This is a genomic window from Chryseobacterium sp. (assembly GCF_008831505.1).
GTDB lineage: Bacteria > Bacteroidota > Bacteroidia > Flavobacteriales > Weeksellaceae > Marnyiella.
Map to the genome: position 1 here is coordinate 2058868 of NZ_CP044507.1, position 21179 is coordinate 2080046.

At 44.2% G+C, this 21179-nt stretch carries 22 protein-coding genes; 9 read left to right on the forward strand and 13 right to left on the reverse strand.

Annotated elements, in window-relative coordinates:
- Nucleotides 1–67: 67 nt before the first annotated feature.
- The gene (locus F7R58_RS09615; RefSeq protein WP_158064708.1) at nucleotides 68–454 is read right to left on the reverse strand and encodes an START-like domain-containing protein; all 387 of its coding nucleotides are present in this window, start codon (nucleotides 452–454) and stop codon (nucleotides 68–70) included.
- Between the two features lie 75 nt (nucleotides 455–529).
- A complete protein-coding gene (locus F7R58_RS09620) occupies nucleotides 530–1705 on the reverse strand; it encodes an aspartate aminotransferase family protein (protein WP_158064709.1) in 1176 nt (391 codons plus the stop codon).
- A 132-nt stretch (nucleotides 1706–1837) separates the two neighbouring features.
- Here F7R58_RS09620 and F7R58_RS09625 point away from each other — a divergent pair, with 132 nt between their 5' ends.
- Nucleotides 1838–2464 (forward strand): hypothetical protein, encoded by a 627-nt coding sequence (locus tag F7R58_RS09625; RefSeq protein WP_158064710.1) that lies wholly within the window; start codon nucleotides 1838–1840, stop codon nucleotides 2462–2464.
- A 286-nt stretch (nucleotides 2465–2750) separates the two neighbouring features.
- On the opposite strand, the gene F7R58_RS09630 is transcribed toward F7R58_RS09625, so the two are convergent.
- The 6 genes from F7R58_RS09630 to F7R58_RS09655 all read right to left on the reverse strand — a co-directional run bounded on the left by F7R58_RS09630 (nucleotide 2751) and on the right by F7R58_RS09655 (nucleotide 10649).
- Nucleotides 2751–4484 (reverse strand): OstA-like protein, encoded by a 1734-nt coding sequence (locus F7R58_RS09630; RefSeq protein WP_158064711.1) that lies wholly within the window; start codon nucleotides 4482–4484, stop codon nucleotides 2751–2753.
- Nucleotides 4484–4957 (reverse strand): Fur family transcriptional regulator, encoded by a 474-nt coding sequence (locus F7R58_RS09635; RefSeq protein ID WP_158065461.1) that lies wholly within the window; start codon nucleotides 4955–4957, stop codon nucleotides 4484–4486. Before F7R58_RS09635 ends, F7R58_RS09630 begins: the two co-directional genes overlap by 1 nt.
- 69 nt (nucleotides 4958–5026) lie before the next feature.
- On the reverse strand, nucleotides 5027–7018 hold the full coding sequence (locus F7R58_RS09640; RefSeq protein ID WP_158064712.1) for a KUP/HAK/KT family potassium transporter: 1992 nt from the start codon (nucleotides 7016–7018) through the stop codon (nucleotides 5027–5029).
- A 96-nt stretch (nucleotides 7019–7114) separates the two neighbouring features.
- A complete protein-coding gene (locus tag F7R58_RS09645; RefSeq protein ID WP_158064713.1) occupies nucleotides 7115–8098 on the reverse strand; it encodes a pyruvate dehydrogenase complex E1 component subunit beta in 984 nt (327 codons plus the stop codon).
- 105 nt (nucleotides 8099–8203) lie between these two features.
- A complete protein-coding gene (locus F7R58_RS09650) occupies nucleotides 8204–8623 on the reverse strand; it encodes a DUF2147 domain-containing protein (protein ID WP_158064714.1) in 420 nt (139 codons plus the stop codon).
- 97 nt (nucleotides 8624–8720) lie between these two features.
- On the reverse strand, nucleotides 8721–10649 hold the full coding sequence (locus F7R58_RS09655) for an LTA synthase family protein (RefSeq protein WP_158064715.1): 1929 nt from the start codon (nucleotides 10647–10649) through the stop codon (nucleotides 8721–8723).
- Nucleotides 10650–10741: 92 nt separating this feature from the next.
- Between F7R58_RS09655 and F7R58_RS09660 the strand changes: the two genes are divergently transcribed.
- From F7R58_RS09660 to F7R58_RS09680, 5 genes are read left to right on the forward strand one after another with little or no spacing between them, the layout of a single operon-like run.
- The gene (locus F7R58_RS09660) at nucleotides 10742–11455 is read left to right on the forward strand and encodes a CDP-alcohol phosphatidyltransferase family protein (RefSeq protein WP_158064716.1); all 714 of its coding nucleotides are present in this window, start codon (nucleotides 10742–10744) and stop codon (nucleotides 11453–11455) included.
- A gap of 17 nt (nucleotides 11456–11472) precedes the next feature.
- Entirely contained in the window at nucleotides 11473–12237 is a 765-nt protein-coding gene (locus tag F7R58_RS09665; protein WP_158064717.1) for a 3'-5' exonuclease, read from the forward strand.
- Between the two features lie 4 nt (nucleotides 12238–12241).
- Complete coding sequence (locus F7R58_RS09670; RefSeq protein ID WP_158064718.1) at nucleotides 12242–12664, forward strand: putative signal transducing protein; 423 nt, start codon at nucleotides 12242–12244, stop codon at nucleotides 12662–12664.
- A gap of 15 nt (nucleotides 12665–12679) precedes the next feature.
- Nucleotides 12680–13288, forward strand: a complete 609-nt coding sequence (locus tag F7R58_RS09675) for a fumarylacetoacetate hydrolase family protein (protein ID WP_158064719.1) — start codon at nucleotides 12680–12682, stop codon at nucleotides 13286–13288.
- Between the two features lie 55 nt (nucleotides 13289–13343).
- Nucleotides 13344–13781, forward strand: coding sequence for a universal stress protein (locus F7R58_RS09680; protein WP_158064720.1), 438 nt, complete (start codon nucleotides 13344–13346; stop codon nucleotides 13779–13781).
- A gap of 78 nt (nucleotides 13782–13859) precedes the next feature.
- Here F7R58_RS09680 and F7R58_RS09685 read toward each other — a convergent pair whose 3' ends face one another.
- Nucleotides 13860–14090 (reverse strand): hypothetical protein, encoded by a 231-nt coding sequence (locus tag F7R58_RS09685; protein ID WP_158064721.1) that lies wholly within the window; start codon nucleotides 14088–14090, stop codon nucleotides 13860–13862.
- A 41-nt stretch (nucleotides 14091–14131) separates the two neighbouring features.
- Between F7R58_RS09685 and F7R58_RS09690 the strand changes: the two genes are divergently transcribed.
- The 3 genes from F7R58_RS09690 to F7R58_RS09700 are packed head-to-tail and all read left to right on the forward strand — an operon-like array spanning nucleotide 14132 to nucleotide 16290.
- Entirely contained in the window at nucleotides 14132–15028 is an 897-nt protein-coding gene (locus F7R58_RS09690) for a DUF6427 family protein (RefSeq protein WP_158064722.1), read from the forward strand.
- 15 nt (nucleotides 15029–15043) lie between these two features.
- Entirely contained in the window at nucleotides 15044–15625 is a 582-nt protein-coding gene (locus F7R58_RS09695; RefSeq protein ID WP_158064723.1) for a DUF3109 family protein, read from the forward strand.
- A 20-nt stretch (nucleotides 15626–15645) separates the two neighbouring features.
- Nucleotides 15646–16290, forward strand: coding sequence for an MgtC/SapB family protein (locus F7R58_RS09700; RefSeq protein WP_158064724.1), 645 nt, complete (start codon nucleotides 15646–15648; stop codon nucleotides 16288–16290).
- A 79-nt stretch (nucleotides 16291–16369) separates the two neighbouring features.
- On the opposite strand, the gene F7R58_RS09705 is transcribed toward F7R58_RS09700, so the two are convergent.
- The 4 genes from F7R58_RS09705 to F7R58_RS09720 all read right to left on the reverse strand — a co-directional run bounded on the left by F7R58_RS09705 (nucleotide 16370) and on the right by F7R58_RS09720 (nucleotide 21170).
- A complete protein-coding gene (locus F7R58_RS09705) occupies nucleotides 16370–17707 on the reverse strand; it encodes a trigger factor (protein WP_158064725.1) in 1338 nt (445 codons plus the stop codon).
- 85 nt (nucleotides 17708–17792) lie between these two features.
- A complete protein-coding gene (locus F7R58_RS09710) occupies nucleotides 17793–18338 on the reverse strand; it encodes a hypothetical protein (RefSeq protein WP_158064726.1) in 546 nt (181 codons plus the stop codon).
- An 11-nt stretch (nucleotides 18339–18349) separates the two neighbouring features.
- Entirely contained in the window at nucleotides 18350–20737 is a 2388-nt protein-coding gene (locus tag F7R58_RS09715) for a TonB-dependent receptor (protein ID WP_158064727.1), read from the reverse strand.
- A 76-nt stretch (nucleotides 20738–20813) separates the two neighbouring features.
- Complete coding sequence (locus F7R58_RS09720) at nucleotides 20814–21170, reverse strand: hypothetical protein (protein WP_158064728.1); 357 nt, start codon at nucleotides 21168–21170, stop codon at nucleotides 20814–20816.
- Nucleotides 21171–21179: the final 9 nt, after the last annotated feature.

Consider the following 21179-nt stretch of genomic DNA (forward strand, 5'->3'; position numbering starts at 1 on the left):
CAGGATATTTTATAAAAAACAAATGAACGATCGCTCGTCCATAGTGTTTCAGTTATTTTAAATATTTTTATGCTGCGCCCAGCTTAATCTGCAGGTTTTCGATCAGGTTGTCCCAATACAGCCTGTTCTCCTCCTCGTCGCCGGGATCACAGAAATCAGTAATATTGAGTGACAGATCTTCTGTAATCTCATCAATGACAATGGTCATTTCAAAGAAATTCTTCGTGCCCTCGTCTTCTTCCCAACGGAAGCGAACAAAACTTTCAGGCTTATAGCGGATCAGTGTGGCCTTCTCTTCCGGACCGTCGCCCCAGCTGAAATAGAAGTCATCTCCCTTCTCAGTTACATCATCGGCAAACCACTCGGAAAGCCCTTCGGCACTCGCAAGATATTCGTATAAAATCTCTGAAAGACAGTGCATTGGATATTCGTACTGCACTTTCTGCTTTGCCATACTGTTCTCTTTTTTTATTGTTGCGCAATATATAAATTAAAAACGCAACCATGCAACAGAATGGATATGATTTTTCTACGCTTCATTCAAAACGTCGGTAATTATTTGGCAACCGAGGCGAATTTCATCAAAACTTAAAGTTAAGGGTGGGGAAATCCTGAGGTATTCATTGCGGTAAAGCTGCCAGAATACGACAAGTCCCTTTTCCATGCAGCGTCTTGCCACCTGAAGGGTATATCCGGGGTCACCCAGATTTACCGCCAGCATCAACCCTTTTCCGTTAATGTTTTTAATTTTTGGATGAATCAAAAGTTCGCGGAAGAGTTTTTCCTTTTCGGCGACCTCAGCCATCAGTCCACTCTCAAGAACCTCCTTTAAGGTAGCATGACTGGCCGCCGCAATTAGCGGATTTCCGCCAAAGGTTGTAATATGTCCCAATTTCGGCGAGTGCGACAGACTTTCCATTATTTTGCGTGAACTCATGAAAGCGCCTACCGGTACGCCTCCGCCCATGCCTTTGCCCATAACCAGGATATCAGGCACAATACCGTAAGGTTCGAAAGCAAAAAGTTTTCCTGTCCTGCCGAAACCCGGCTGGATTTCGTCCAGGATCAAAAGTGCGCCCACCTCTTCGCAACGGGCTTTCAGTTTCTTCAGATAATCGGGTTCAGGAAGCAGAAATCCGGCGGCCCCCTGAATCGTTTCCAGAATAACGCAGGCCGTTTTGTGTGTAATATTCTCCAGATCTTCTTCTTTATTAAACTCGATGAAGTCTACCAAAGGCAGCAGCGGCCGGAATTCCCGTTTGTGGTATTCGTTACCGGAAACAGAAAGTGCGCCGTGGGTATTCCCGTGGTAGGAGTTGTGAAATGAAACGATCTCTTCCCTTCCCGTATATCTTTTGGCCAGTTTCAGGGCGCCATCTATCGCTTCGGCTCCCGAGTTTACGAGGTAAGTGACTTCCAGCGGAGCGGGCGTTGCGTCTGCCAGGAGTTTGCAAAGTTTCACGGGCATTTCCTGAGCATATTCGCCGTAGACCATGACGTGCAGGTATTTATCAGCCTGCTCCTTTATAGCTGATATGATTTTGGGATGTGAATGACCCAAAGTATTGGCAGAAACTCCGGCCACAAAATCCAGGTATTTCCGGCCGTCTTTGCCGTAAATATAGCTTCCTTCCGCCTTTTCCACTTCGAAACCGGCAGCGAATTGGGTGGTTTGCGCCTGATATTTAAAGAAATCGTTTTGCATGGGGCAAAAATAAGAAAAACCGCCGCTTTGGTACGTGCAATCTAAGCTAGTAACGGTATTGAACTTTGACAAATATTTATGAGGCTAACGCATTCCCGGTTACTTTTCAAATACGTATGTTTGCTTCTAACTATGAAAAGTCTAATTATCATTTTTTCAGTTCTCCTAAGTCTTAGTTTGCATGCTCAGGAATATAGGTTTGACTATATAATAACGACAGAGACGCAGCGCATACAACCGTCATGGTTTGTAGGAACCGGCCAGTCACTTATTAATTCTAAGGACAATTCGTATGAACTTCTTTTTACAGCAGACGGCTCAGATGCTGTCCTTTTCGATTCGAAGCTTAATCTCCGCCACAACTTCAAAATGGAAAAAGGAACAACTGGAAAGCTCCTTTTCACTCATGTGGAAACTATCACACTTCCCAAGTTGAAGACAATTTACGTGGGTGCGAGAAAAGCGAGTGAAAATATATTTATAACCTGTGATTTCTATAACCGTCGAAAAAAAAGAAGCGCAACGGAGGTAACAGTAAAAGTGAAAGAGGCGCCGGCAAATTTACTGAGTATCAGTGCAGATGTAGGACTGGACAAGAGAAAGGCACTTGCCGATGCCTTATTGCCGCTTTTGGATAAAGGTAAAAATTATATTGTAGAAAGTGCAACGATAGATTATAAAGGAGGTTACCTGTTTACAGAAAAACTTCTTAATTACTCAAGGACCAATCTCGTCTTGATGGTACCTAAAAAAAACTGACGGTCCTTATTTATCATAGGTGATATTTTCGCCAACAACATAAACATTGAAGTTCTGCGCCGAAGCGTAAACGGAAAGGATTACAAGAAATACCTGTAGCAGTTTCATAAGAACTAAGATAGAGGAAATATCCTATTGTGGAAGCAATTGGTTGCGCCCCGACCTGAGTGGAGCTCTTTTTATGGAGCAAAGCGGAATAAAAAAGCGGGAACGGAGGGCGGAAAAAGGCGCCCTGAATAAAGACAAAAGACAAAAGGCAAAGGGCAAAGAAAAAAGATAATACTCCTTACCTCCGGACGCGCTTCGGCTTTTTGGCTTCCTCAGCCGCACGGGCACGGTCAATTTCGGCCTGTGCCGCATCAAAAAGTGGGTTGTCTTCGGTATATTGGACTTCTTCATAATTGGGCGTGTCCACAAAAATGTCCTGCCACTTTAGCAGGCGGTCTTTGGTATTCCAGTTGAAACCCTGCAGAAACCTCATCTCGTTGGAGATCTTGCTCATGGGATAAATGTCTGTTAAAGCACCAATATTGCAGGAAATGATCTGTACTCTGCGCTCTTCAAAAAGGGCTTCGATGATGCCACAGGTAGAAAGTGCTACACCGATCCTTTCGGTTTCACGCGTTTTCTCATTTTCATCGTCGGCATAAGTGACGGCCTGCGCATTACCGATGACATTGGCCAGATTCACCTCATTTTCCTTATAGTAAACGGTCATCAGCTTACCTTTCACCTGGTTGAATTCGTCTTTTAGGTTCAGTGAATCGGCTTTACTGATGGCAAAAGCGTTTCCAATGACCTTCAGCGAGTCGATGTACTCATTTTCAGTATCGAAATAGGCTTCAATCTTATCGCCGGACACCTGTTTGGCACCGCTCCAGGCAATTGGGCTGCCCGCGAGGTGCAGCACGCCATCGGTTTCATTGAAACTTAAAGAATCTGACCGGGACTGTATATTGGATTTGAAAAACCTTGCCTGGCGGTACGCCCGCAGGAAACTCTTCTTTATATTCATTGAGTCCATTTTCTGGTAGGCCAGAATACGGTTTGCCGAAAAGTAAATAGAGTCTTTCTCCAGGATTTTCACAGCGTAAGCTTTTTCCGTGACCATGGCCGAATCGATTTTCTCATAAATGTCGCCATAACCACCTTTTATATAGCGGCGTTCCTGTGGGTCGTTAAGGGTAACATTTCCGGTTGCGGTACCAAAACCTGTGATTTGGTTGTAGTACATCTTGTCGCCAACAAGGGTTTTGTTGTTATAGTAAATCGTGGAGTTTTTGTTGAGCCAAACTTCCTTTGTGTTCTGGTTATAGGTGCCGCTCTCGGTGTACACCCTGTTGGACGGGTTATCCCTGTTGATGATGGTTGTAGGACCGTTGAAAGTAGCGACATTGGTATTCTGGTTCTGCACGATATTGGTGCCGTCCACGATATACTGGTTGTTTTCAATCTTTACATTACCTGTAAAGTCGATGAGTTTTGTAGCGATATTATAGGTAGCTGATTTAGCATACATAATTCCCTGACCGTCCGTGATGGTACCACCGGTATTGAAATAGGCTTTATTGGAAATCCTGTCATAATAAAGGGTTTCCGTACGGATGGTCTGTTTGGGATCAGTAAGGACCACATCCTTTTTGGCGATACCGCGCTGCGTATTGCCGTCGTATTCCATTTCCTGGGCAGTAATTACAGAACCGTCGGCATTGCGGAGCTTTACATTTCCCACTGCTTTTACAAAATTCTCCTTTTCATACCAGATCACGAAAGTGGAGGTCACAACAGATCCCTGATGATCAAACTGTACATTACCTTCAAAGAAAGTATTACCGTTAAATTTGGCGGGATCTTTTTTAACAAAATCGGCGTGAACAAGCTTTACCTTCTCCCCCTGCTTTTGCTGGGCCTGCTGCTGACTGAAAAAGGGATCCTTTACAAGAGGATCCGTAGGTCTGGTGGTAATTTGCGCCAGAAGCTGCACAGAGGCAAAGAGAAAAACAGCAAAATATTTCTTCATCAATCTTTTTTGGTGCCGTAGAAGTAAAGCGAGTGAGAATCAATATTTACACCAAATGCCTCCTCAATGGACTGCTTGATTCCCTGGATCCTGGGATCGCAGAACTCAATGATTTCGGCAATCTCCTTATCAGAGTCGCGCTTGTAGATAACGAGGTGATCGTGCTGCTTATCAAAATAGGATTTCTCGTAGGAGGAAGTGCTCAGGGTTTTTTCGCCAAACTGGTGCTTGCGTATGAGACCGGCATCCAGAAAAATCTCTATAGTATTGTAAATCGTGGCTTTGGATACGTGATACTTCTTCTGCATCATCAGCAGATACAGATCATCGACATTGAAATGATGGTCCAGGGTATAGATTTCCTCCAGAATGGTGTAACGTTCCGGCGTATTCCGGAAACCCTTTTCCTGAAGGTACTGCCTAAGTACATCTTTAATCTGTTCTACATTCTTTTCTTTCTGTACGGAATCCATTGCTGCTGTTTGCTGCAAATTTATCATTTTTTTCTTTGACTCTGAAAAACAGTGTGGAAGCGTAGGCTATCAGCCTTCGGACCTTTTAAATTCTACCTGCTGAATTTTCTTCACGATAATATCCTGGTCCAGGAGAGGCGCCGACTCTACGACCACATTATGCGGGGAAACTCCCCACGTCTTGAAATCGTCGCTGCCAATATATTTTACGAAGTTGTAGATATTGAGGGTGATTTTTTCTTTGATCGTAAGCAAGGTATCATTAATGTAAGTATTGTCGATGATCACATACTTAAGGTCGGGCGGAATATTATGTGCCCGCAGCGAAGGATGGCTGCTTCGGGACGGGATCACACCTTCTTCCATGAGGTCTTTCAGCACATCATCGAAATAGTCATTGATCCTGCGGTCAACCTTGAAACCCAGCATGAAGTTCACCCTGTAAATGGTGCCTGCTACAATTTCCTCCACCGAGTATTTAAAGGTGAAAGGATCTTCCTGATTTACGATATTGAGGATAAAGTAATGGTCTGCACGTTTAGGCTGTCGGCGAAGGATGGAATAAATGATTTTTGCCTCTATCTCATTTTCACGTTTCGCACGGCTCAGATAGGCCAGGTTGGTAGCATATTTAGGGATAGTCTCATCAAGTTTCATTTCCTTGATAATCGGGACATATTTGTCAAAACTTACAAATTTTATGAAGTTGTTCTTGATGCGGCGGCCATTGTACCAGGCATACATGCAAACGCCGATGAATCCACCAAGTACTATTGTCAGCCAGCCGCCTTCAAAAAACTTAATGACATTCGCACTGAAAAAACCAAGTTCAATGAACAGGTAAGTTCCGCCGAAAAGCAACATAAGTAAAGGATGTACTCGTCTCCGCCTCAACCAGAACAGCAGCAGTACGGTGGTCATCAGCATGGTTATGGTGATGGTAAGGCCGTAGGCAGCTTCCATTTTCCCGGACTCCTGAAAATAGAGTACCACAATGATGCACATAAGTAGCAGACCCCAGTTAATGCGTGGAATGTACATTTGACCTTTCACACCAGATGGATAATCAATCTTTTGGTTAGGCCAGAAATTAATCGACATGGCCTCGGTAAACATGGTAAAGGAACCTGTAATTACTGCCTGACTTGCAATAATTGCAGCGGCCGACGCCAGAACCACACCCGGAAGGATAAGGTATTCCGGCATGATTGCGAAAAAAGGATTGAGGCCTTTTGCCTGAACGGTATCAATATTGTCCAGCAGCCAGGCACCCTGTCCCAAATAATTCAGAATAAGCATCAGCTTTACGAAGATCCAGCTTACTCGGATGTTCTTTATTCCACAGTGACCAAGGTCTGAATAAAGTGCTTCAGCTCCTGTAGTACAAAGAAAGACGGCACCCAAAATAATAATCGCACTGGGTGAGTGTGTGATAAGCTGATAGCCATAATACGGATTAAATGATTTGAATATTTCAATGTGATCCGAGATGTGGAGCGAACCAAAAATGCCCAGTGCCAGGAACCAGATCACCATCACCGGGCCAAAGAATTTACCTATGAAACTCGTGCCGAATTGCTGCACCACGAAAATGACGAGCAGGATTCCACACGTGATGAAGACTACAGGTGTTTCGGGATTATAGATCTTGAGCCCTTCTATGGCCGACATTACGGTGAGCGAAGGTGTCATTACACTGTCGGCCACAAGTGTGGCACCGCCTATAATGGCAATGAGGTACAACCAGCGCTTCCGGAATTTTTTAACAAGAGAATAGAGCGCCAGGATTCCTCCTTCACCCTTATTATCTGCTCTTAGTGCAATAATCACATATTTCAGCGTTGTCTGCAGTGTGAGGGTCCAGATGATGCAGGACAGTGCGCCTTCTATGTATTCATCCAAAGGAAGCGTGGCCGAATCCTCGCGCGCACCCACTATGGCTTTCATCACATACAGCGGAGATGTTCCGATATCGCCAAAAACGATACCCAGAGAAACCAAAACTCCCATAAATGAGAGTTTCTTAAGATCAAAATGATGACCACCGTTTAATGCATCCATTTCAAAAAAAATATCGGCAAAGGTATTCTATTTAACCGCCTGTTTTCATGACTATTTATAAATGAAAAAACTCCCTTTCGAGAGTTTTTATCTATTTTATGCCTTGATGTACATGGCTTTCTTAATTTCGGCTTTCACGGTTTCCAGTTTGGGGAACCATTCTGCAAAAAGTGCGGAAGAATAAGGGGCCGGTGCATCCGGAGTTGTTATTCTCTTGATGGGTGCATCCAGATAATCAAATGCTTTCTGTTGTACCATATAAGTAATCTCAGTAGCTACGGAACCAAATGGCCACGCTTCTTCCAAAATTACAAGACGGTTGGTTTTTTTCACAGAGTTCAGGACTGTGTCATAATCCAGCGGACGAACCGTTCTAAGATCAATTACTTCAACTGAAATACCTTCTTTTTCCATGTCCTCGGCCGCCTGCATGGCCAGTTTCATAATTTTTCCAAACGACACAAGTGTGACATCACTGCCTTCTCTCTTAATATCGGCTTTTCCTATAGGCAGATAATATTCCTCCTCAGGAATTTCCATTTTGTCGCCATACATCTGCTCGGACTCCATGAAGATTACAGGATCATTGTCCTGAATAGCAGATTTCAGAAGGCCTTTTGCGTCGTAAGGGTTGGACGGTACCACTACCTTAAGTCCGGGACAGTTGGCATACCACGACTCAAAAGCCTGGCTGTGCGTAGCTCCAAGCTGGCCGGCCGAGGCCGTAGGTCCGCGGAAGACGATAGGACAGTTCCACTGGCCACCACTCATCTGGCGTATCTTGGCTGCATTATTAATAATCTGATCAATACCTACCATGGCAAAGTTGAAGGTCATGTATTCCACGATGGGGCGGTTACCGTTCATTGCGGCACCAACTGCAATACCTGTAAAACCGAGTTCTGCAATTGGAGTATCAATTACCCTTTTAGCACCAAATTCATCAAGCATACCTTTGGAAGCCTTATAAGCTCCGTTGTATTCTGCCACCTCTTCACCCATCAAAAAAATGGATTCGTCTTTACGCATTTCCTCGCTCATTGCCTGCGCAATCACTTCGCGGAAAGTATATTCTGCCATAGTTGCTTTAATTTATTAGAGCACAAAATTACTGATTTTTTATTGAATCCTTAAACAAAAAAACAGGGCACGGGCCCTGTATGATTATTATATCGCAATAAGTGATCAGTTTACTTTATGCCATGTCTGGGTTCTGCCAATAAGTGAAAAACCTACGTAGCCGCGCACATTCAGCTTATCGCCTTCCCTTTTAATGGTACATTTATAAGTCTTGCCACTTTTGGGATCCGTAATGGTTCCACCTGTAAATTCATTGCCGTCCTTATTCAGTCCGCGGATGATTTCGAGGCCAATTAGAGGTTTGTTCTTACGGTCGTCGGTACATTTCACACAGGTATTATTTTCGGGCTTGGCCAACAGCTGCACGATCTTACCTACGTACTGGCCTTTTGAATTCTTTGTAATCTCGACAATGGACTTGGCCTTGCCGGTTTCATCGTCTATGGTTTTCCATTTACCTTCAATCTGTGCAAAAGAAAGGACACCCACGAATAGGGCGGCGAAAGCGAGAGCAAACTTTTTCATATTCTATAAGTATTTTTTGTATTGAGTTATCTTTTGATAAAAATAATCAAAAAATGTTAAGCTCCAACTTTTTTATTATTCTGTTCATATAAAAACCTTAGTTCAGCTTCCGGTTTATCACACGGTCCATATAATCCTGATACCAGGCCTTCACCAAAAGTTCACCGGCGGCAGTCTTACTGTTAGTTACCGTACCCTTCAGGTTGTGCTCAAGATTAAGGTCAGTAACATCGTAAATTCCCTCCACTTCCCTGCCGTTAAACCTGTAGATATAGTCATTGGTCATAATCTGGTTGTTCACCGCATCGGAATTTACGATAAAGGGTTCGAACCGCTGCTCCGATACAAGGCTCCTGCCCCAGCTCCGGATTTTTCTGTTATATCCTATTAGATCGGCCAGTGTTGGGTAAATATCCATCTGTTGTGCCAGCTCCATATTAACTCCTTTCAGCCTATATTCCGGATTGGGTGAGTAAAACAGGATAGGTACAGCAAAACGGTTCATCATTTTTTCGTACTCGGGATAATGAACTTTATTGGGATGGTCGCCGGTTATGACGAAGATGGTATTCTTAAACCAGGGCTTGTTTTTTACTGTATCGAAATATTTCCGGATCGCCATGTCCGTATACTGCATCGGGATGTGCATCTCTACGGAGCCGGGGCGGAACTTATCCTTATATTTTTCGGGAACAGTGAAAGGATGATGTGATGAAGCCGTGAACACTGTTGACATAAACGGCTGCGTCCTGCCTGTGTTATTGGCAAAATACTGTAGAAAGGGCTCGTCCCAGATCGCCCACATACCGTCAAAGTCCGCGTCGTTATTGTATTCGTTCTTGCCGAAATAATCCTTAAAACCCAATATACCGGCAAAACCCTGGAAACCCATGGAGCCATTGGGAGCACCGTGATAGAAAGAGGTATTATAACCCAGTTCGTTGCACACAGAAACGATGCTCTGGATTTTCTGGTTGGAATATGGGGAGCTCGTAAATGCATCTGTAAGACTTGGAATACCGGCGAGTATACTGCTCATCCCATGAATAGACTGACGCCCGTTTGCATAGGAATTCGGAAAAATAAGACTTCCGGCGGCCAGGCTGTCTATAAAGGGTGTATATGAAACAAAGTCACTGATATTTTTATGCCTGTTAAAGGCGCCGGAATATTCCCTACCGAAAGACTCTACAATCAGTATCACGATATTAGGACGGTTGGTTACCTGCCGTGAATATTGCTTATAGGGATGAACATTTTGCTGAATAAAATCGTCATCAACAAACTTGACAACTTCGAAGTTATTGCTGCCCAGTGTCCGGAAGAACGAAAAAACACTGTTTAGCACGAGATTGGCCTGAACAGGATTTTTTACATGCCTGTTCGCATCTACCAGATTGATAGGGCGCGTGGAATGCCGGAAGTCGCCCCGAATACCACCCACTGCCAAAACCGCTGTGAGACATAATACGATAACGGACAGCAGGAAATAAGGAATCAGCTTCACAGGTTTGCGCACAGCGATCCTGACTTTACGGTACAGCCAAACCCAAAGTGCCATCAGTAATGCAAATAATACAAGTACAAAAGGATTCTGAAGTACAGAGACAAAAAACACCTTCATCAGGTTGGTCTCATGCTGCGCCACATGCATGGCCGCGGTGGTTAGCCTTGCCTGACTGAAACGGTAATAAATAAAATCGCCGAAATTCATTCCGTAAGCAATTCCATTGGTAATAAAATATACCCAGAACAGCATTTTCTGATAGTAAACTTTGGTATTAATTACCAGCGGAAAAAGGCTCAGCAGGATAAACAGTGCATTTACGTACAGAATAGCTGTGGTATCGAAAGCAAAACCTCGGTAAGCAATATTAAGATAATCATAAAAACTGTCTACTTTAATAAGATCCTTGTTATAAAACCAGAAAAGCACGCGTGCCACCTGATAAAAGAAATACACGAGCAGCAGCCTGTAAGCCAGTACCAGCACTTCCCCGGACCTGAATTCCCTGAAAAATTTCATAGCGGCAAATTTACATTAAATTAACATTCAAGACAGACTGCAAATCGCGGGGAAAAAGAACGCAACCGGATAAAAAGCTTATTTTTGCGGATATGAGTTTTCTAAGAACAAACCTGGCTAACATATTTACGCTTGGGAATCTTTTTTCGGGTTCCATAGGAGTAATCCAGTTGCTGGAAGGTAATTACGGTAATGCGGCGGTCTGCATCATCATCAGCCTTTTACTTGATTTTTTCGACGGCTTCATTGCCAGGCTCACGAAGACGGCCTCCAATTTGGGTGGCCAGCTGGACAGCCTTGCGGATATGGTGAGCTTCGGGTTCCTCCCGGGTGTGGTGATGTACAAAGCACTGGAATCTTTTGGCTACGATTTTATGGGGCTGATGCTGCCGTTTGAAATTAAGTATCTGGCTTTCTTCATCACTGTCTTCTCCTGCCTGCGCCTGGCTATTTTCAATATTGATGATGAGCAGAAATATTATTTCAAAGGACTTAACACACCCTCCAACACGGTACTGATCCTGGGACTTTATTATGCCAATATGGAAAATGGCAGTTTCAGTTTTCTTTTTGAAAACCCAATGCTGCTTCTGCTCCTCACCGCACTTTCATCGTGGCTGCTTGTGAGTCCGCTGAAGATGATTGCCATGAAGTTTAAATCGATGAAACCGGCAGACAATTATCCCAAGATCGCATTACTCATTGGGGGGATTCTGCTGCTTGCGGTATTTGGAACCGTGGGTATTCCGCTGGCGGTAGTATATTATATGGTGATATCCCTTATATTTCAGAAACAGCTTAGATAAACTCAAACTCCCTGACAATGAATTTAAAACTATATAAACCGCTCTGTATCTTTGATCTGGAAACTACAGGAACCAATGTAGCGAAAGACCGGATTGTAGAGATCAGCATACTGAAAGTTTATCCCGATGCTTCACGCGAAAGCCGGACATGGCTCGTGAATCCGGGTATGTACATTCCGAAAGAATCTACAGCCGTACATGGAATCAGCGATGAAGATGTAAAGGATTCGCCGAAATTTGAGGAAATTTCCGCAAAAGTAATGGAAATGATAACGGGTTGCGACCTGGGCGGGTTTAATTCCAACAGGTTTGACGTTCCGCTGCTGGCGGAAGAACTGTTGAGGGCAGGAATTGATTTTGACCTGAATAAATTCAAGCTGGTGGACGCCCAAACCATCTTTCACAAAATGGAACCCAGAAACCTTACAGCAGCCTATAAGTTTTACTGCCGCAAGGAACTTACCAACGCACACTCGGCGGAGGCTGATGTACTTGCAACCTTTGAGGTACTGGACGCACAGGTAGCACATTATGAGGAACTGCCGAATGAAATTGCCGGACTCAGTGAGTTTTCACATCATTCGAGGTTTGCAGACCTGGCCGGCTTCATTGCATTTGATGACGATGCGAAAGAAATTTTCACCTTCGGGAAGTACAAAGGTCAGCGGGTGAAAGATGTTTTCCAGAAAGACCTGGGCTATTACGGCTGGATACAGAATGCCGACTTCCCGCTGTACACCAAAAAAGTACTGACCGGCATCCAACTCCGAAGCAAATTCTAGAAGTATGCCTTCACTGGTTAAATTCAAATTTTACAGCAACAGCATAGAAGCCAACCGCGACAAACAGATCCTGGCCAGTCATGGTATTGAAAGTTTCATTGCCAATGAGCAGACCATTCAGTCCGACTGGCTTCTCTCCCAGGCGCTGGGCGGTATACAGCTGCAGGTTTTTGAAGACGAGCGCGAAAAGGCCGCTGAGGTTCTTGAGAACTTTCTGGAGGATGAAGCAACCCGTCTTGAAGTGGAACACACCATTCCTGATCCCGAATTTGACCTTATTTGCCCCAAGTGCGGCTCCAACCACCTGTACCGCGACGAAACGCCCGGGGGACTTTTCGGAATTTCGCTGCTCTTCCTGGGACTGCCACTAAAAGCCAAAAGCAATATCTATCACTGCTACTACTGTGATCATGAATTCAAAGCTTAAAATTTACCGAACCTTATGAAAATCATTTGTATAGGCCGCAATTATGCAGAGCACGCAAAAGAATTGGGCAATGATGTACCCGAAAGTCCTGTTATTTTTATAAAACCCGATTCGGCGGTGCTGAAAAAAGGACTGGATTTCTATATCCCGGAGTTTTCTGATGATGTACACTATGAACTGGAGGTCGTACTGAAGATCTCAAAAGTGGGTAAGTATATACAGAAGGAAAGAGCCGGCGATTATTTTAACGAGATTGGACTGGGCATTGATTTTACCGCCCGCGACCTGCAGAGTGAACTGAAAGCAAAAGGCCTGCCCTGGGAACTGGCCAAAGGTTTCGACGGTGCTGCAGCTATTTCCAACTTCTATCCGAAAGGTGATTTTGACCTTAAAAACCTGAACTTCTCACTAAACAAAAATAAAACTGAGGTACAGTCCGGCAACACATCCATGATGCTGTTTTCACCGGAAGAAATCATCGCCTTCGTCTCCAAGTATTTTACACTGAAAAAGGGTGATCTGATTTTTACCGGAACCCCCAAAGGAGTGGGAAAAGTGGCAGAAAATGACATTCTGGAAGCGTTCTTGGAAGGAAATCGGGTCATCGATCTAAGAATTCAGTAAAACCAGAGACTTTTCTGCGAAAATTTCTTAACTTTAAGGAACAAATTTCAGCATTATGGTTAATATTGTTTTACCGATCGATTTCACAGAAACAGCCGATGTTCTTATTGCTGGTGCCGTAAAGTTTGCGAAGGAAAACCGCGGAAAAATTTTCCTGATACATGTAGCGCCGTCTGATATTGGTTTTGCCATAGGTGATATGGGCTTCCAGTATTTTCCTGAGGTGGAGCAGAATGAAATCAATGAAGAACTGAAACAGCTGGACCGCATGCAGCAGCTGATCATTTCTCAGGGTGTGGAATGCGAACACCTGCTTCGCCAGGGAATTGCAAGAGATATTATCCTCGAGTATGCAGAGGAAAAAGATGCCTCCTACATCGTCATGGGTTCGCACGGACGCAGCGGTATCTATGATGTCTTTGTGGGCAGCCTCACGAAGGACCTTACCAAAAGTTCGCCCATTCCGGTGTTGGTGATTCCCTGTCACAAATAGAGGCAGCATATAGAATTCAACAAAAAACAAAAACCCGCTTTTCCTTGAAAAACGGGTTTTTATTTATAATCAATTTATTTAACCTTTCTTGTAAACTTCAGGATCGTAATAAGGACGGATCACTTTGGACGGCGTCTTGTAATCCCGGTCTTTGTTATTTCCCAAAGGAACTACAAGTTCCCAGCACCAGTATATAAAAATGATTGATGCAACGATGAAAAGTATCCAGTTCAACAGATAACCGAAGGCTTCAAAAAAACCGAAGCTCCACTTGAAAACATCGCTTAAGAAGAGGAATATAGACGTCATTATTTTCTTTTTTAGATTAACTTTGCACAAATTTAAGAAAAATGTTCAGATTACTTTCAAAAGAAAGCAATATTTTTTCAATCCCCGTCTATATTGGTTTCCTGCTTTTGTCTGTAACTGCGTTTAATGTTTTTAGCCTCAACAGTTTATCGCTGATACCCACCCTTATTACAGTCGCCGGCATTGCACTGGGCTATTTCGGGTTCAACACCATCGGTTTAACCTACCAGACTCACCTCCCACTTTTCCTGTACACCTTTTTTGTCTTTGCCTTCTTTCCCGGAAGTATCGATATCGGAATAGCCACAGCGCTTTTCACCAACTCCTTTCTCATACTCATCATGACCAGCACAAACGATGATTTCCGGCGCAAATCTTACCTGATTGTAGGAGCTATTCTGGCTGTAAATTTTATATTCCTGCCGGCCACCTGGCCTATGGCTATATTTGCACTGTTGCATATATTGGGAACCTCCAACAGAATAGGCCTTCATATTTTCCGTTTGTTTTACGGAGTTTTCCTGATTGCCATGAGCTACTTTTCGGTGATGTACTTTCTGGGAAACCACTCGTGGAACGAAGCCTACTTTCCCTTTACAGCCTTTAAATTCCACAACGATTACGGACAGTTACTGTACCTCCTGCCGGTAATTCTAATGATGGCCTACGCCATATTCGATCATTTCATACATTATAACAAGAAAAGCCCAATCAGCAAGTTCAAGTATTCCTTTATGCTGCTCTTCTTCACTGCCCAACTTATCACCGTTGTACTGTATATGGGCGACCATTACGAATACCTTTTACTGCTGGCCCTGCCGGCAAGCATCATATTAAGCCGTTTTCTGCGTTTCACAAAAAGAGGGTGGCAGAAAGAGCTGGGCCTCTGGGTAATCATAGGATGCGTGATTGCCTTTAAAATAGCCGGCTATCAATAAATTTTATTTTAGAACATGATACAGATTGACGATAAATTGATTTCCGAGGAAATTTTTTCAGAGGAATTTGTTTGTAACCTAACCAAATGTAAAGGTGCCTGCTGCGTAGAAGGCGATGTAGGTGCACCACTGGATAAGGAGGAGACTAAAATTCTGGAAGATATTTTTGATAAGGTAAAACCTTACCTGAGACCTGAGGGCGTACAGGCACTGGAGGAACAGGGAACCTGGACCATAGACCCGCATGACGGCGATTATGTGACTCCGATGGTAAACGGTGCCGAATGTGCCTACGTAATCTTTGACGAAAGAGGAATAACCAAGTGCGGAATCGAGAAAGCGTATGAGGACGGCGCCGTGGTTTGGCAAAAACCTATTTCCTGCCATCTTTACCCAATCCGTGTAACTGAATACTCCACTTTTACAGCGCTGAACTATCATGAGTGGCCAATTTGCAGTGATGCGTGCGTTTTGGGCAAAGAATTGCAGGTACCTGTTTACAAATTCCTGAAAACTCCACTTATCCGCAAGTATGGCGAAGATTTCTACCTTACACTGTCTGAAGCTGCTGAGGAATGGAAAAAGGAATTCAGCTGAAAACAATTTAAAACCCATTGATGTCTGTACATTTTGAACTTTTTGATGTATATAAAGCCCTTTTCTCTGTAGCCGCAGGTCTGATCCTGGGCTTTGAGCGGGAAATGAAGGATAAATCTGCCGGTTTGAAAACCATCACGGTAATCTGTCTGGGCTCTACCCTGTTTTCAATTTTGTCCTACAAACTTGCGGGCATTGGCGACCCTACCCGGATAGCCTCATACATCGTGAGCGGCATTGGCTTTCTGGGCGCGGGGGTCATTTTCAAGGAAGGTTTCAATGTGTACGGCCTAACCACGGCAGGCGTAATCTGGATTGCAGCTGCGGTGGGGATGTCTATCGGTTTCGGCGAGATTTATATGGCTTTCACATTCTTGGCCGCGGCCATGATCGTGATCAACCTGGCCAAATACTTTACCAGCCGCATGATGCCGCAGCACCACAGCAAAATCCTGAAAATGAAGATATCATCTGAAAAATTCTCCGGTAAATCCGGCATTGTAAATGAGATTGGAAAGATCGCTCGCGAAGCCAACGAGATAGGCCTGGAAAAAGACGGCGAGAGCCTCACCCTCACACTGGAAATCTTTATCTCTAATAAGGAACTGGGCAGGCTTGAGGAATATCTTGTGGAAAACAGGGATTTGCAGCACTTCAGCTTTTAGCAAACTGATAATTTTTACAAAATAAATCCGTGCGGCAGTAAACTGCCGCACGGATTTTTATCTTAAGCTCAGAAGGATATTATCCCTGCTTTACCAATTCCATAAACTCGTCATGAGAAATAGGCGTTTCAGTCTTAGTCGCTTTTTCAAGGATTACATCCTTAAGTTTTGCCATGGCAACTTCTGAAGAGATCTGTCTTACCTGCTCCTGGTCTTTCAGCATTTCTACAGCATATTTCTGTACCTCTTCATCCGGAAGGTGGTGAATTCCGTAGATGGCCAACTGGTTTCTTACCAACTGTTCAGCCTGAGCCAACACATCTTCGTAATCCAGTTTAATTTCGTTGTCATTCATCAGTTTACCTTCGATGATCTGGTGCTTGATTGCAGCTCTTTCATTTTCCAGTACTCCTTTTGCCTGCTCTTCAGTCTTGATGTTCTCATTGCTGAATACCAACCACTTGGCAAGGAAAGCTTCAGGTAGCTGAACCTCTTCTTTCTCTGTGATCTGCTCCAGGATATTGTTTACGAAATGGATATCCGCGTTCTGCTGGAAATACTCGTCAAGTTCAGACTTTACTTTTTCCTTAAGTTCTTCTTCAGACTTAATGTTTCCCTCGCCATACACTTTATCAAAAAGCTCCTGGTTCAGTTCGTGATTGTTCAGTCCGTAAAAATCTTTCACTTTCACTTCTACCTCATCGTGGTGCAAATGCTCGATTTCAGCTTTGCTGAAGCCCAACTGCTTGGCCAGTTCTTCCTTTTCAGTAAGATCAGCTTTAGATACCTTTACAGAACCATCCATTTTAAGGGATTTAACCAGTTCAAATGCCTCCTTGCTTTCCGCATTGATGGTAACATTCTTTGGTGGGTGATTATGCGCACCTTCAGCATCTTCTTCAACTACCTGGGTGATTTCAAGTGCGATAAAGCTGTCTTCAGTGATATCATCCTGAGGAACCTGCTCGGCGAAACGCTTCTGCATGTTTTCGATGGACTTAGTAATTTCCTTGTCAGACGCCTCTACTTTGTAGTGAGGGGCTTCATATTTGGAAAGGTCAATGGTCATTTCCGGCTCGTAACCTACTTCAAAGGCAACTGAAAGCTGCTCCGCAGTATGGTCAAAATCATTTACCGGAAGCGGAACCGGCTGGCCCACCATTTTTAAATTATTTTCGTTGATGTAATTGTTCAGACTGTCGTTAACCAACTTATTGATCTCTTCAAAGGCGATAGGAGCTTCATATTGTCTCTTCACCAGGCTCATAGGCACCTTACCTTTTCTGAAACCGGGTACCTGTGCATTTTTCGCGTAGTTGTGAAGTTGTTTTTCTACCTTGTCTTTATAATCTGCTCTGTCTACCGTTACGGTAAGTAAAGCACTAACCTCATCGTGGTTTTTTGCTGTTACATTCATTGTTATATCGAAATTTTTAGAGTTGCAAAAGTATGAATTTTATTTGATAAAGATTTGGCATTTCCATGCTAAAAAATGCTAAAAATCAGTCGGTAATACCAAAAATGGTGAGGGCATCTGTCTCGCCTCCCGTTACGCTGCCCCAGGCAGTGCCGTTCTGAGCTTCAGAAACTTCCGCAGCATCATGTATCAATGCCAGATTCAGTTTGGGGTTACCGCCGTTCACCGCGCTGTTCACCAGCCATCTGCTCTTTACACCTAGCCTCTTACCGTCTGTCCTCAAATCATCATCCAACCTTGTAAGTGTGATATCTGTATCAGTAAATCCAAAGATCAGGAAATGCTCATCCCTTTCGTCTATGATTTCATCAGTAATGTCTTCGGCTCCGTTCCGGAAGGCCACAGAAACCAGGTAGCTTCTGCCATCCTGCAGTAAGATTTCAGGCTGGAAGGCAGAGTTGGCGATATAAGTGTAAGTACTGGAAGCCCCACTCAGTTCATCCACTACCGTAAGCTCAATGGCCGAGATTTCCTCCTGCGTGAAGACGTCATCATTCTCATCAGCCCGGCTGCACGACTGTAAAAACAAAAATAAAACAACAGGTAAAATATATTTGAGTAAACTTTTCATTGGTACAGTTTTTAAAAATTAAGTTTAAGATTAAGGATGATGTTGCGGCCCATTTCCGGCGAAAAATATCGCATACGGTTAAGGTAATCCCTGTACGTCACATCAAATAGATTGGTAACCGAAAGACCTGCCGAAAGATTTTTGTGCAGGCTGATGCCCGCCTGCATACCCCAGAGCGAATATGCCGGCGGCGCTGTGGAAAGGTCCAGTTCGCGTGTGACTTCAATACCGTTTTCCTGAAGGGTGATTTCGGGGTTGTATAAAGGGAATCTTTTCTGCTCCAGAACCGTCTGGTTGGATACGCTGAGGTAAAAGTTCTGCCATTCCTTTTTCCGGAATTCCAGACTGTTTGAAAAGTTGGCGGGCTGCATCAGGATCAGCGGCTGAGCATTGCTTTTATCATCACCATATACATAGGCAAAACTTCCTCTGTACAGAAGATCTTTGGTAATACCCAACTCCACGTCCAGGTCTAAACCATACATTACGGCTTTTATCTGTTCATAGGTCCAAACCGGGAAAATACCGCGGATGGTATTCTGCAGTCCTGTGGGAACCTGATTGATGAAGTTGTTAGAGGTGAACAAATAAGGATTGACAGAAAACTTCAGACCATTTAAAAGATCAAGTTCCGAACTGATATTCAGATTCACCTGATGGCCGGTCTCATTTTCGAGACTCATGTCGCCTACTTCAATTACCGCGGCTGAATGGTGCAGTCCGCTGGAAAAAAGTTCCGCAATATTTGGAGTACGGGCTACTTTAGCATAATTCAGTTTAATATTCAGCATTTTGCTTTTGCCATATTCAAAACCGGCGTTGTAAGAGAAGTTTTGGAAATCCAAAACCGGTATCGTGAACACCCGTCCGCTTTCACTTTCATACTGAAAAAAGTGGGGATAAAGATCTTCAAAACGGTCCTCCCACTCGTGATGGTCGTACCACATCTTCACTTTATAGCGGTTATAATCGTAACGCAAACCGGCTTCAAGCCTCAGTGTGGGCGCCGCTTTATACTTCATTACGGAATAGACCCCGGCTGAGTATCGGTGGTAATTAGGCACCAGTCTTTTTGCCATGGTCTCCGCACTGGAATAATTGTACTGGTACATGATATCAATTCCGTTTTCCAGGCTCCACTTTTCCCTCTCCAGCAACTGATTAAGATTGAACTGGTTGGTAAAAAGTTCCAGGTCCAGCGAAGGCAGATCCGAAAAAGCTTCACGGCGGATGTCAAATTCCTTTCTTCGGTTATACTGAAAACTGTAATCTGCGGAAAGTTTACCTAAATGTTCAAACCTTTTGTAAGCTGACAGTTTAGCCAGATGGTGCTGGATTTCCTGTTTGGGATGGTCTATATCATAACTGAAATCACGCTGATAAATGGGTGTCCCGGTACTGACTGCACGATAAAAGTCTTCAAGATTACCGATATGAGACCCCCTGTAAATACCTACTTCCTGATCGGTAAGAACATAGTTGAGACTGAAGCCCTTCATAAATTCTTCCTTTCCTGCCCGGAAATTAAAAGAGCTCGCGGCTATACCGGTATTCCATAACGGATACTCCGGACTTTCCAGGTCGCCCAACTTTTTATAACCGCCATTGGCCGCAGCAAACCAACCGTTTTCCCACGTCTTTACAAGCGCAGCATCAAACGCAGCACCGCGCCCGTTTGAGATACCGGAGATGTTCAGATGTCCGCGGAGTGTGTCAGCCGGCTTAAAGTTTTCGGGTTGAAGTACGATGACTCCGCCAATGGCATCGCTCCCATATTTAAGTGCCGATGCTCCTTTCACCACATCAATATGATCAAAACCGTTAATGTCCACATTAGGTGCATGCTCTACGCCCCACTCCTGCTCGGCCATCTTCACGCCATTGTTCAGGATGGAAATGCGGCTGCCGTAAAGTCCGTGAATGATGGGTTTACTTACGTTGTTTCCCGTCTTCAGTGCACCCACGCCGGAGATGCGGCTCAACACATTGCCCAGATTTTCACTGGAATTGCGGGTAATATCCTCTTTTTCCAGGGTGCGCACGATAAGTGAACCTGTGGAACGGTGCCCGCCCTGAAGAACAATCTCTTCAATGACTTCGGCGTGATGCTCCAGACTGATGGTCAGGTCCAGGTCTTTGTTTACCGTAATCTGCTCCGAAAAGGGGTTACATTCAGGATGTGAAACATTGAGGCTGTAGGCTCCGCCCGGAACCGATTCAAATATAAATTTGCCCTGAACATCAGTTTGCGCTGTCTGTTTGCCCAAGGTTATTTTTGCGTTTGCCAGTGGAGTTTTGTCATGGAAATCAAACACAGTTCCCTGTACACGGAAACCTGTCTGTGCGGTATAGAGTGTTAATCCAAAGAAGATTAACAACAGATTGATTGTCGTTTTCATTGTAAGATTTTAAAGTAAGTGAAGGATAGGTGCATGCCCAGATTCCCATGGGAATCCGGTCATACTTTTACTTTGGCTAAATGAAAACAGACGGTGGACCACGCAGCGTAATCACTGCAGCGCTTCGGGTAGGAATTATGTAAACAGCCTGCCGGGAAAGCTCCTGAAAGGCTTCAATACTGTAAAAAGTGTATTGGAACTCCTGCGGCACCAGGTTACTGCCGTCATGCAGAAGATGGCAGGCCAGGCAGTCCGCGTATTCCAGCGGTGTATGAGCATCCGAGACGGAGTCCTGCGCCTTCTGAAACTTAAACGCCCGGAACTCCAGACCACTTTTATGGCGGTGCATATGAACCGCGAAAAAGGCCACAAAAACATAGACACTTACGAGAAGTGCAGCCAGAATACGTTTTTTGTTGCCTGATACGTTCACACGGTAAAA